General features: G+C 67.3%; 11 protein-coding genes. All 11 read right to left on the bottom strand.

Translation table 11 applies throughout. The features are described from left to right. Positions 1–1,619: xanthine dehydrogenase family protein molybdopterin-binding subunit (locus tag Q8O26_RS05360; protein WP_305574230.1), on the bottom strand; the 1,619-nt coding region annotated here is incomplete at its 3' end. Positions 1,620–1,630: 11 nt separating this feature from the next. Continuing rightward, positions 1,631–2,116 (bottom strand): (2Fe-2S)-binding protein, encoded by a 486-nt coding sequence (locus tag Q8O26_RS05365; RefSeq protein ID WP_305574232.1) that lies wholly within the window; start codon positions 2,114–2,116, stop codon positions 1,631–1,633. Between the two features lie 10 nt (positions 2,117–2,126). Then, positions 2,127–2,945, bottom strand: a complete 819-nt coding sequence (locus Q8O26_RS05370; RefSeq protein ID WP_305574234.1) for a xanthine dehydrogenase family protein subunit M — start codon at positions 2,943–2,945, stop codon at positions 2,127–2,129. A 2-nt stretch (positions 2,946–2,947) separates the two neighbouring features. Next, positions 2,948–3,400 carry an SRPBCC family protein gene (locus tag Q8O26_RS05375; protein ID WP_305574236.1) on the bottom strand — a complete coding sequence of 151 codons (453 nt, stop codon included), beginning with the start codon at positions 3,398–3,400 and terminating at the stop codon, positions 2,948–2,950. A gap of 1 nt (position 3,401) precedes the next feature. Further along, positions 3,402–3,839 (bottom strand): SRPBCC family protein, encoded by a 438-nt coding sequence (locus Q8O26_RS05380; protein ID WP_305574238.1) that lies wholly within the window; start codon positions 3,837–3,839, stop codon positions 3,402–3,404. Between the two features lie 11 nt (positions 3,840–3,850). Further along, complete coding sequence (locus Q8O26_RS05385; RefSeq protein ID WP_305574240.1) at positions 3,851–6,466, bottom strand: flotillin family protein; 2,616 nt, start codon at positions 6,464–6,466, stop codon at positions 3,851–3,853. Positions 6,467–6,520: 54 nt separating this feature from the next. Beyond that, positions 6,521–7,351, bottom strand: coding sequence for a phosphoenolpyruvate hydrolase family protein (locus tag Q8O26_RS05390; protein ID WP_305574242.1), 831 nt, complete (start codon positions 7,349–7,351; stop codon positions 6,521–6,523). 3 nt (positions 7,352–7,354) lie between these two features. Then, positions 7,355–9,580: an ABC transporter permease gene (locus Q8O26_RS05395; protein ID WP_305574244.1), complete on the bottom strand. Its 2,226-nt coding sequence runs from the start codon at positions 9,578–9,580 to the stop codon at positions 7,355–7,357. Next, positions 9,573–10,361, bottom strand: coding sequence for an ABC transporter ATP-binding protein (locus Q8O26_RS05400; RefSeq protein WP_305574246.1), 789 nt, complete (start codon positions 10,359–10,361; stop codon positions 9,573–9,575). Before Q8O26_RS05400 ends, Q8O26_RS05395 begins: the two co-directional genes overlap by 8 nt. Then, positions 10,358–11,434 (bottom strand): branched-chain amino acid ABC transporter permease, encoded by a 1,077-nt coding sequence (locus tag Q8O26_RS05405; RefSeq protein WP_305574248.1) that lies wholly within the window; start codon positions 11,432–11,434, stop codon positions 10,358–10,360. Before Q8O26_RS05405 ends, Q8O26_RS05400 begins: the two co-directional genes overlap by 4 nt. A 3-nt stretch (positions 11,435–11,437) precedes the next feature. Then, complete coding sequence (locus Q8O26_RS05410) at positions 11,438–12,454, bottom strand: branched-chain amino acid ABC transporter permease (protein WP_305574250.1); 1,017 nt, start codon at positions 12,452–12,454, stop codon at positions 11,438–11,440. Positions 12,455–12,472 lie beyond the last annotated feature (18 nt).

Raw genomic sequence — 12,472 nt, forward strand, 5'->3', positions numbered from 1 at the left:
GCGGCGGGTGGCGCTTGTCGCGCGGCGGGCTGCGCGGCTGTGGGCGCTGGCCGATACGGCTCGTATTGCGGCACGGCGGCCGGCACCGGACGGCTGTCGGTGGAGCCTTCCATGATGGGCTGCTTGGTCATGGGAATGCGAAGGGTTCCCGCCGGCAATGTCTCGGTCGGTTGCCCGGTCCGGGTCTCCGGCCGGTTGATGCGGCCGTTATCGTCGATGGGCGTCGCCGGGATCAGCGCGCGGGCGCCGCCGCCACCGGTCAGGGAGGACTGGCGTCGCGCCTCGTCGGACAGCGGCCATCCCGCCTTTTCCGCCACGACCTGCACGCATTCGATCAGCGCCGTGTTGGAGGCCACGCGCCGATGCGCCTTCATGTCGCCGTCGCGGTAGGCGTTGAGGATGCGGAATTCCATCGGGTCCATGCCGCAGGCTTCGGCGCCCTTGTCCATGTGGACCTCGAGCGCGAAATCGACCGCGGTGATTCCGAAACCGCGCATGGCGGTCGAGGGGCAGCGGTTGGTGTAGGCGACATAGATGTCGGCGCTGACATTGGGGATCGTGTAGGGCCCCGGCAGATGCGCGGTGCATTTGATCGCGGCGTAGCTCGACAGCCGCGTATAGGCGCCGGCGTCGAAATAGCTGCGGATGCGGCGGGCGACGATGCGGCCGTCGCGCATGATGCCGTCCTTGATGTAGATGCGCTCGGCACCGCGCGGCGAGCCGTAGAGCATCTCCTCCTCGCGATCGAGGACATAACGGACCGGCTGGCCGGTCATCATGGCGCCGAGGATCGACAGGGGTTCGGTGAGGGAATCGACCTTGCCGCCGAAGCCGCCGCCGACCGTGCCTCCGACGAAATGCAGGCGGTTGGACTCCAGCTTGAGGATCTTGGCCGCCGTGCCCAGCGAGAAGAACAGGCCCTGCGCGCAGGAATGCACGACGAAGCGGTCGTTCTGCTCGGGCGCTGCGATCGAGCCGTTGGTCTCGGTCGGCGCGTGTTCGATGGGCGACATCTGATAGCGGTCGTCGACGATGAACTCGGCACCGGCGAAGGCCTTCTCGACGTCGCCGAAACGCAGCTTCGAATGATCGTAGCGGTCGTGATACTCGAAGTAATTGTTCGGATAGGTCTCGTTGACGACGGGCGCGCCGGGCTTCAGCGCCTCCTCGACGTCGAAGACATGAGTCAACACCTCGTAGTCGACGCGCACGAGCGCCCGCGCGGCCATCGCCTGCTGCTCGGATTCGGCGATGATCGCCACCACCGGTTCGCCCTTGTAGGAGACCTTGCCGACGGCCAGCGTCGGCTCGTCGTCCTTGCCGAAATTGATCAGGCTCAGGAGGGTGTTCTTGTTCAGCGGCACGTCGGCGCCGCGCAGGATGCGCTTTACGCCCGGCGCCCGCTCGGCGGCGGTGGTGTCGATGGAGCGGATGCGGGCGTGGTGATGGGGGCTGCGCACCACCTTCAGATGGAGCAGCCCCTCGAAGGCGTGATCGTCGAAGAAGGGCGAGCGGCCGGTGACGTGGCCGGGCATGTCCTGGCGCTGGGCGCCCTTGCCGACAATGTTGAGATTGTCGTCGCGCTCGGCGGCGAACAGATCCTTGCGGAATTCCAGCATCGTCGCCTCCGTCAATATGCGCGCGTCGCCTGGCCGCCGCGGGCGGCGGCCAGGATGGCCTCGATAATGGCGTCGTAGCCGGTGCAGCGGCAGATGTTGCCGGAGATGCCGTCGATCACCTCCGCACGGGTCGGGTTCGGGTTCGCCGTGAGAAGGGCTTTGGCCGCCGTCAGCATCCCCGGCGTGCAGAAGCCGCACTGGGCCGCGAAATGGTCCATGAAGGCTTGTTGGAGCGGATGCAGGACGGGGCCCTCGGCCATGCCGGAGACGGTCTCGACATGCTTGCCCTCGCAGGTGGCGGCCAGTGTCAGGCAGGACAGCTGCAAGTCGCCGTCGACCAGCACGGTGCAGGTGCCGCAGGTTCCCTGGCCGCAGCCGTATTTGGGGCCGAAATCGTTGAGGCCGCGGCGAAGCAGCGTCAGGAGATTATCGGAGGGGCCGACGAAGGCGGCGCGGTCAGAGCCGTTGAGACGGAACTGGACGGGAATCTTGGCCATGGGTGCCTCCTCAGTCCTGGCCCGACAGGAGCCGGGCCAAATGCACCGGCAGGACCTCGCGCCGGTACCATTCGCTGGCGATGGCATCAGTGACAGGCCGAATGCCCTCCGCTGCCGCGGCCCGGGCGGCGGTGATGGCGGCGGCATCGAGCGCCTTGCCCTCCAGCACGCGCTCCACCGCCTTCGCGCGCATCGGCACCGGCGCCATGGCGCCGAATGCGACCCGCGCGCCGCTCACCCGGCCGCCCGACATGGGCAGGTGCGCCGCAATCGTCAGGACGGCGAGGCCCTTGGGCTTGACCCGGCTCACCTTGCGGAAACGGAAGTCGGCGGCATTCTGGGGCGGGGCGAACTGGACCGCCGTCACGAGCCCCTGGCCGCCACGCGAGCGGCCGGCGAGGAACTCCTCCAGGGGAACGGCGCGCGGGGCACCAAGGCCCTGCATGACCATGACCTGCGCATCGAGGGCCAGCAACGCGACCGTGAAGTCGCCATAGGGAGTCTCGGCGAAGAGGTTGCCGCCGATACTGGCCATGTTGCGCACGGCCGGTCCGCCGATGGCCTGCGCCGGAGCATGCAGGTAGGCGAGCTCGCGGCGCTTCAGGATCGCGGCCATGGTGACGCCGGCACCGAGTTCGACCCGGCCCGACAGTGAGATCTGGCGGTAGGCCGGATCGACGATGCGCAGGATCAGCCCGTCGGTGAGCCGCCCCTCGTTGATGTCGCGCATGATCAGCGTTCCGCCCGACAGGAGCCGCGCGCTGCGGTCGCCCGCGATGAGGCCTGCAGCGTCCGAAAGCGTCGATGCGGTGCGGAACTCGAAGGGCATGGTCAGGGCGCTCCACCTTGGAGTTCGGGGAGTTGGCGGACAGCCTCCATCCCGGCGGAGTAGACGTCGTTGCCGACCGTCTCCGCCAGTTCCGCCTCGCGGCCCGGGGGCGTGGTGAAGCGGCTTTCCCAGTGCCAGAAGCTGCGGTTGCCGTCGGTCACCGGGAGCAGCCGGATATGGGCGACGTAGTTGAACAGTGGGATCGGCGTGTCGAGAAGGCAGTAGCTGCAGGTCATTTCCAGGTCCGACAGTGACAGCAGCTGTTCGCGCAGCTCGCTGCCGTCCTGCAGGGTGAACCTGCGGACGCAGCCGATCCGGTCCGAGGCATGACCACGCTCGATCGCGCTGGCGGCGACGATCGGGTGATACTGGTCGTGGCCGTTGAAGTCGCGCAGGACAGCCCAGAGGGCGTCGACCGGCGCGTTGATGATGGTGCTGCGGACGACCTTGGGCACATCACCCTCCGAACGCGCGCTTGAGCGAGTCGAACCCCGCCTGGAACACGTTGGTGCCGATGTTCGAGACGAGGTCCTGCTCCCGCTCCGGCGCGCAGTCGAACTCGGCGGACCATTCGACGAAGGTGCGATCCTGATCGGTGATCGGGGTCAGCCGCAGCGTCGCCACGTATTCCGTCAGCGGCATGGGGCTGTCGAGGATCGAATAGGTGCAGAACATGTCGAAGTCGGACAGGCCCAAAAGCTTCTCGCGCAGCTTGTCGCCGTTGCGCAGCGAGAAGGCCCTGACACAGCCCACCTTGTCGGCGGGCTCGCCGTTCTCGATCCGGCTCTCCGCCACGGCGGGGACCCAGTTGGGCAGACCGTTGAAGTCGCGCACCCGGGCCCAGACCCGGGCTGCGGGGGCATTGACGACACTGGAGACATAGACGCGGGCCATGATCGTCTGCCTTACTTCTTCTCGCCGTCATCTTTGGGCTTGGGCGGCTGGGCATCCTTGGCCACCCGCTGCATGTCGGACGCCTCGCGCATGAGCCCGCCCATCTTGGCGAGGCTGCCGCCCTCGATGCCGATCTCCTTGAGCACCTGGTCGATCAGCGGCGCCTGGACGCGGTAGCGCAGGGCCGAATCGATCACCTCGTCGGTCGGCGTGCGCGACGATCCTCCCCCGCCACTGCCAGTGCCCTGCAGGCCGTCGACATGGAGGATGCGGATGCCCTCGATCTTCTCCATGGGCTTGACGCTTTCGCGCACGATGCCCTCGATCCGGTCGAGCAGACGGCGACGGAACAGCCCGTAACGGGCGCCGTCGGTGAGCACGTTCTCCGCCTCGTAGAGGAGCTTCTGGGCCTCGGCGTCGACGGCCTTGCGCAGTTTGTCGGCCTCGGCGGCGATGCGCACCTCCTCGGCGGCCCTCTCGGCGTTGATCACCTCGACGGTCTTGCGGCGCTTGGCAGTCTCGCTCTCCTTCACCGTCTGGACGAGTTCGGCCGCCTCGACGGCCTTGGCTCTGGCCATCTCGGCCTTCACGGCCGCCGCGCTCTCCTCGAGAGACTTGGCGTAGAGGGTGATCGCCTTGTCCATGGCGGCGTCTTCCACGTCGCGCTCGCGCTGGATCTCGAGCTTGCGCAGGTCGCGCTGGCGACCGACACGGGCCTCGTCCAGACCACGGTCGGAGGCGATACGGGCGCGCTCCACCTCTTCGTTGGAGGCAATCTGCGATTCCTGCAGCGCTTGGGCGCGGGCGACCTCGAGTTGCTCGATGGCCCGGCGCCGTTCCAGCCGTGCCGCTTCCAGCGCCTGCTCGCGCGCGACATCAGCCTTCTCGACCTCCTGCTTGGCGATGATCTCGGTCTGCCGAAGTGTCTTGTCGGCACCCGTGCGCTCGGCGCGCTTGGCGGCCATGACGATGGCGCGGTCCTCTTCGGCCACCTCCACCGCCTTCTTCTGTTCGATTTGCAGCACTTCGCGGGTCTGCGACGAGGAGATCCGGTCCTCCTCGATCTTGAGCTCCGCTGCGATGCGCTGCCGCTCGACCGCGTCGCGGCGCTTGATCTCCGCCGCCTCGAGCTGTTCGGTGCTGTTGATCTCCAGTTGCCGGGTGGCGAGTGCGGAGGCGATACGTTCGGCCGCGGTCGCCTTCTCCTGAGCGATCCGGATGGCCTCGATCGCCTCGCGCGCCGCGATCTCGGCTTCCTCGATCGTGCGGTTGCGAGCGATCTCCAGCTTGCGCCTGCCCTCGTCGGAGGCGATGCGATCGGCGGTGAGCGCGATGTCCTGGGCGATCCGGGCCTTCTCCACCGCTTCGCGGGCTGCGATCTCAGCCTCGTCGAGCGCCTTGTTGCGTGCGATCTCGAGGTTCTTGATCTCCTTCTCGCGATCGATGCGGTCGGCGCTCACCTGCGCCTCCTGCGCGATCTTCGAGCGCTCGACCGCCTCCCTCGCGCCGATCTCGGCCTGCTCCAGCGATTTGGTGCGCTCGATTTCCTGGTGGCGGATTTCGCGGTCCGACGCGATGCGGGCGGCCTGGATAGCCTGATCATTGGCGATCCTGGCGGTCTCGATCTCCTCGCGAGCGGCGATCTCGGCTCCCTCGACGGCTTTGGTCCTGGCGATTTCCTGCTGGCGAATGTCGCGGTCGGAGGCGATGCGCGCCTCGCTGATCGCCCGCTCATTGGCGATCTTGGCCTTCTCGATCTCCTCACGGGAGACGATCTGGGCCTGTTCCGCCTCGGTGTCGCGGGCGGCGCGCTCACGGGCGATCTCGGTCCGCTGCACAGCACGCCTGATTTCGATCTCCCGCTGCTGTTCGAGCCGTGCCGATTCGCTTTCCCGCTCGATGTCGAGCGCCTGGCGCTCGGCCTCCAGATTGCGGGAGCGGATCTTGATCATCGACTCCTGTTCGATGTCGTTGCGGAGTTTCCGCTTTTCCTCGATCTCCTCGATGATGCGGGTCAGACCCTCGGCGTCGAAGCGGTTGGACGGGTTGAAGTACTGGAGGTCTGTCTGGTCGAGGTCGGTGATTGCCACCGATTCCAGGACGAGGCCGTTCTGGTTGAGGGCCTCGGCCGCGGCCTCCTTTACGCGCTGGACATAGACGCCGCGCTGCTCGTGCATCTCCTCCATCGACATCGCCGCGGCGACGGTTCGCAGCGACGAGATGAACTTGCCCGACAGCAGGGTGTTCAGCTGGTCTGGCTGCAGCGTGCGCCGGCCGAGCGTGGCGGCGGCGATGGCCACCGAGGGCTTGTCCGGCCTGACCCGCACATAGAACTCGGCGTCGATGTCGACCCGCATCCGGTCGCGGGTGATCAGGGCGGTGTCCTTGCTGCGCGTCACCGCCATCTGCAGGACGTTCATGTTGACCGGGGTGACGTCGTGGATGATCGGCAGGACGAAGGCGCCGCCGTTGATCACCACCTTCTCGCCGGAGAGGCCGGTGCGGACGAACGACACTTCCTTCGACGATCGCCGGTAGAGCCAGTTGACGAGATAGACGATGATCGCAATGGCGATCACGGCGACGATCAGCCAGAGGATCAGGGCTCCGATGAGCTGTCCGGTCATGTCATGTTCCTCCCGACGTTTCTGTGCTGGTCTCGTCGTGTTGGGTGGGCCGTGTCAGCGGCTGATGGCCTTGAAGGCGCGGGTTTGATCGCGGATCGCCACCTCGACCGGGAGGCGCTCCATCGAGGAGGCTCCGTAGAAGCCGTGGCAGTGACGCGTGTTCCTGAGAATGAACTCGGCATCGGCGGGCGTGGCGACAGGGCCGCCGTGGACTAGGATGACGGCGTCCGGCTTCACCTCCAGGGCCGCGGCCGCCCAGGCGTCGACGATGGCGGGGCAGTCCTTCAGCTTCAGCGCGGTTTCCGCGCCGATCGAACCGCCGGTCGTCAGGCCGAGATGGCAGACGATGATGTCGGCGCCGGCGCCCGCCATCCGCCGGGCATCGTCCTGCGAAAAGACGTAAGGCGTCGTCAGCATGTCCTTGGCGTTGGCGAGGGCGATCATGTCGACCTCGAGGCCGTAGCCCATGCCCGTCTCTTCGAGATTGGCCCGGAAGACGCCATCGATCAGTCCGACGGTGGGGAAGTTCTGCACGCCGGCAAAGCCGATGCGCTTCACCTCGTCGAGGAACACGTCCATCTGGCGGAACGGGTCGGTGGCGCAGACGCCGGCGATGACCGGCGTCTTCGTCACCACCGGCAGGACCTCGCCCGCCATCTCCATGACGATCTGGTTGGCGTCGCCATAGGGCATCAGCCCCGACAGCGACCCGCGGCCGGCCATGCGGAAACGGCCGGAATTGTAGATAACGATCAGGTCGATGCCGCCGGCCTCTTCGCATTTGGCTGACAGGCCGGTTCCGGCGCCGCCGCCGACGATCGGCTCGCCACGGGCGACCATGGCCCGGTAGCGGTCGAGGAGTTCGGACCTGGAGAAACGCGGCATGGGTCAGGTCCTTCTGCGCGCGGCGCCGCGGCGGCCCTGGTGCAGCGCGAGGAACTCACGGACCAGGGCCTGGGCGAAGGCGGGATCGTTGATGTGATGCGGCAGCCGGATCAGCTGCCGGTTCGTCGTGATGCGGACGGTCTCGGCGAGGGCCTTGAAGAGAGCGGCATCGGCTTCCGGATCGAAGAACGGCTTGCCCGGCGCATCGAGAGACGAGACCCCGCCTTCGGGAATGAGGAACCGCACCGGCCCCTCCATGAGGTTCAGCTTTTCGCCGATCCAGCGCCCGATGCGGAGATTTTCGTCGACGGTGGTCCGCATCAGCGTGACCTGTGGATTGTGGGGATAGAGATTTCGGCCGCGATAGTGCTGCGGGACCGTGTCCGGCGCGGCGAAATTGACCATGTCGAGGGCGCCGACCGAGCCGACATAGGGAAGCCTGGTGCGGATGATCGCGCCGAAACGGTCTTCGGTCGCCGGCAGGATGCCGCCCATCAGCATGTCGCAGACCTCGGTCGTCGAGACGTCGATGACGCCCTGTAGCAGCCGTGAGTCCACCAGCTTTTCCATCGAGCGCCCGCCGACGCCGGTGGCATGGAACACGAGCGGTTCCCATTCGGCGCCGATGAGCTTGGCGACCTGCTGGACGCAGGGCGTCGTCACCCCGAACATCGTCAGGCCGACGAGGGGCCGGTCGCGCAGCGGATCCGGCCGGGGGCTCGCCAGATGGGCCTTGGCCATGGCGGCCATGGCATGCGCCGCGTTGCCGAGGACGGCGCGCGAGATGCGGTTCAGCCCCTGAACGTCGGTGACCGAATGCATCATCGTGATGTCGGTGGAGCCGACATAGTGCGCGACATTGCCGGCGGCCATGGTCGAGACCATGATCTTGGGCACACCGATCGGCAGCATCTGCATGGCGGCGGTCGCGATCGCCGTGCCGCCCGAGCCGCCCGCCGAGATCAGGCCGAGCACGTCCTGCTGCCCGGCGGTCCAGGTCGCGAAAGCCTCCGTCATCGCCGCGACCGCGGCGCCGCGATCGCCGGAAGCGAGGCCGGGGAGTGCGCGCGGGGATGCGAGCGCCACCTCCTGCGCCGATACGTCGGCCCCGTGATTGCGTCCCTGGGTCGAGACGTCGACCAGCCGGGTGCGCAGCCCCGCCGCCTTGATGATGTCGCGGACGAACCGCATCTCCTCGCCCTTGGTGTCGAGCGTCCCGGCGATGATGACATGGGGCTCGCTCGGTCCACGGGCGGCCAGGGCAGAAGTGTCGCCGATCACGCGGCCGTCGATGGTGGCGAGCGTCGGGCGCGAGACTGTGCGGGCCGAGGCTTCGATCTGGGCTGCCGGCACATCCTTCGACCAGCGTGTCGGGGTGACGGGATTGGCCATGTAGATCCGGATCGGCCCCTGGCCGACCGGCGCCGGCACAGCACCCTGCGGCACGCCCGGCCCCGCCTCCTGACCTCCTGCGTCGGTATCGTCATGGCCGTGTCGGCCGACGCCAAGCAGACGCTGCTGCAGGTCGCGGTCCGCTGCCAGCGTCGCCGATGCGATGACGCGGTTGATCCGCCCGTTGACCATGATCGCCACCGGGTCGGACATCTGGGTGGCGACACCGATGTTCTGCTCGATGACGAGGATGGACACGTCGCCGTCGGCGGCGAGACGGACCAGCGTCTCCTCGACATGGGCGACGATGACGGGGGCCAGCCCCTCCGTCGGCTCGTCCATGATCAGGAGGCGCGGGTTCATCAGCAGTGCGCGGCTGATGGCCAGCATCTGCTGCTCGCCGCCGGACAGCTGCGCGCCGCCGTTGTTGCGCCGCTCCGCCAGCCGCGGGAACACCTCGTAGATTCGCTCCGGCGTCCATCGCCCCTTCGGCTTGGACATCAGCCGCAGGTGCTCGTGCACGGTCAGCGAGCGCCACAGCCGGCGGCCCTGCGGCACGTAGCCGACGCCGAGCCTGGCGATATCGGCCGGCGCCAGGCCGCCAATCTCCTCGCCCATGAACCGGATCGAGCCCGATGACATCGGCACAAGGCCCATGATGGCCTTGCACATGGTGGTCTTGCCCATGCCGTTGCGGCCGACCACGGAGAGCACGCCCGACTGAAGCGTCAGGTCGACGCCCTGAACGGCATGGCTGCGGCCGTAGAAAACATTGACGCCCTGCAACTGCAGGACCGGAGTTCCGGCCTTCGCAGGGACGGGGAAGCGCTCAGCCATGCCCGCCTCCCAGATAGAGTTCCTGGACCTCCGGATCGTCCTCGATCTCGCTCGGCTTGCCCTCCTTGAAGACCCGTCCGTTGTGCATCATCGTCACGCTCTCGACGACGCGCAGCGCCACGTCCATGTCGTGCTCGATGACGATGTAGCCGATATGGGCTGGCAGGGAGGTCAGGATGGTGACCAGATCGCGGCGCTCGGTCGGCGACAGGCCGGCCGCCGGCTCGTCGAACAGGATGAAGCGGGGAGCGCCCGACATCGCCAGGGCGATCTCGAGCTGCCGCTGCTGGCCATAGGCGAGCTCGCCGACCAGGCGGTCCTTCACCGCCGTGAGGTGAACAGCCTCCACCAGCATCTCGGCGGCATGGACGAGGGCATCGTCGCTGCGCGGCCGCAGGAGCGAATAGCGGTTCCGCGAGACGCCGCGGCAGGCCAGGTAGACATTGTCGAGGACACTGAGGCCGGCAAAGAGCGAGGAGATCTGGTAGGTGCGGCGCAGGCCGCGGCGGATGCGCTCATAGGGCGGGAAGGCCGTCACGTCCTCGCCGAAGAAGCGGATGATGCCGGAGGTCACCGGGAAATCGCCGGTGATGCAGTTGAACAGGGTGGTCTTGCCCGCACCGTTGGAGCCGAGCACCGCACGCCGCTCGCCCGGACGCACCGAAATGGTCACATCGGCGATGGCGGCGAGAGCGCCGAACATCTTGGTGATGCCGCGCAGTTCAAGCGCATTGCCCGCGTTCATCTGCCCCGGGCGCTCGTTGACGGTGGAGAGGCTCATCGCGGCTGCCCCGTCAGGGGATCGACCCGTCGGCCGGTCCGGGCGCGCCAGCGGTCCCAGAGGCCGAGCACGCCGTCGGGCGAGAACAGCACCACGGCCAGGAAGCCGATGCCGATGATCAGCTTGAAGCGCTCGGCCGAGAAGCCGAAGGCGCCGAGGATGTCGGGCGAGAAGGTCTGGAGCATGACGTAGATGAAGGCGCCGACGAAGGCGCCGAGCGGGCGACGCATGCCGCCGACGACCGCCACGACCAGCACGTCGATGGCGGAGGATATGCCGATCGTTCCGGGTGCGATCTGGGCATTCTGCCAGACCAGCAGGATCCCGCCCATGGAGGCGAAGATGCTGGCGAAGGCATGGGCGGCGACACGGTGGGCGGTGACGTTGAATCCGAGGGCCGCCATGCGCCGGGGATTGTCGCGCACGCCCTGCAGCGCGAGGCCGAAGGGCGAGCGGGAGACATAGACGACGGTGCCGTAGCACAGCGCGGCACACCCCAGGCACAGATAGTAGAATGCCGTGGGATCGCGCCAGTCGACGCCGAAAAGCCGGGGCGGCAGAACCAGGTTGAAGCCTGAATAGCCGTTGAAGATCGTGTAGTTCTGGCGGGTGAAATAGAAGAACGCCGCGGCGATCGCCAGGGTGATCATGATCGTGTAGATGCCCTCGGTCCTGACCGCGAGTGCACCCGACAGGGTGGCGAAGATCGCCGCGATCAGGAAGGCCGCCGGCAGCACGATCCACCAGGACAGGCCGAGGCTGATCGACGTCGTTCCCGACGGACCGAGGATGGCCACCATGTAGCCGGCGAGGCCGGCAATGCTCATCTGCAGCAGGCTGACCATGCCGCCATAGCCGGCGAGGAAGGTCAGGCTGACCGCGATCATGCCGAGGATGAAGGTCCAGCCCATCACCTGGAACAGCCAGAAATTGTTGGCCACGAGAGGCATCGCGAGGAGAACCAGGGCGGCGGCCCACCAGGCCGGCGGTATCCGCTCGATCCATGATGTCGGCCCGGCGGTTTTGGTGATGCCCGCGCTTGCCCGGGGCCCGGCCTGATCAGCCAGCGACATCGCTCACCGCCCCGCGCCCAGAAGGCCCTGTGGCCGGAAAGCCAGGACCGCCGCCATGATCAGGAAGGTGAAGACCACCGAATAGGTCGGCGCATAGACCAGACCCATCTGTTCGGTGACGCCGATGATGATCGCGCCGATGGCGGCGCCGACGATCGAGCCCATGCCGCCGACGATCACCACGACCAGACTGGCGAGGAGAAACCGCGTGTCCTCACCCGGCGACAGGGACTGGAATGTGCCTCCGATGATCCCGGCCATCCCGGCCAGGCCGGCGCCGAAGACGAAGACCGCGAGAAAGACCAGCTGGATGCGCACACCGGAGGCGGCGAGCATCTCGCGATCGTCGACGCCGGCACGGATCACCATGCCGAGCGAGGTGCGGTTCAGCACCAGCCACATGGCCAGGCCGATGACGATCGCGGCGACGAGGATCCAGACGCGCACCGCGGGATAGCGGATGTAGATGGCTTCGCCGCTGGTCGGATTGATCGACGAGATGATGGGCAGTTCGAGCGGGCCGCGCAGCAGGGCCGGCGCGAGCGTCGTGTAGGATTGGCCGCCCCAGTACCAGAGCATCAGATCCGCCAGCACGATCGACAGGCCGATGCTGACCAGCGTCTGGCGCAGTTCCTCGCCTTCCATATGGGAGAAGATGAAGCGCTGCATCATGAGGCCGACGAGACCGACGACGACGAAGACGACGGGAAAGGCGAGGAGCCAGGACCCCGAATAGGTGGCGACCTCGTAGCCGATGTAGCCGCCGAGCAGGAACAGCGAGCCATGGGCGAGGTTGACGGTCCGCATGAGCCCGAAGATCAGCGTGAACCCCGAGGCGACGAGGAAATAGAGCGCACCGAGCGTCACACCGCCGAGCAGGGCGTTCAGAAAGACCCGCTTGCGTCCGACCGCCGCCTCGAGCTCCGCAGGCCATGGCGCGAGGACGAGCCACAGGAAGGCCACCACCAGAAGCGCGATCACCAGAGTCCAGAGAGGATGGTTCTTGGCGAACTTTTCCATCACACCGTCGACACATGA

Origin of the sequence: Phreatobacter sp. (assembly GCF_030691135.1) — a bacterium.
Taxonomy (GTDB): domain Bacteria; phylum Pseudomonadota; class Alphaproteobacteria; order Rhizobiales; family Phreatobacteraceae; genus Phreatobacter.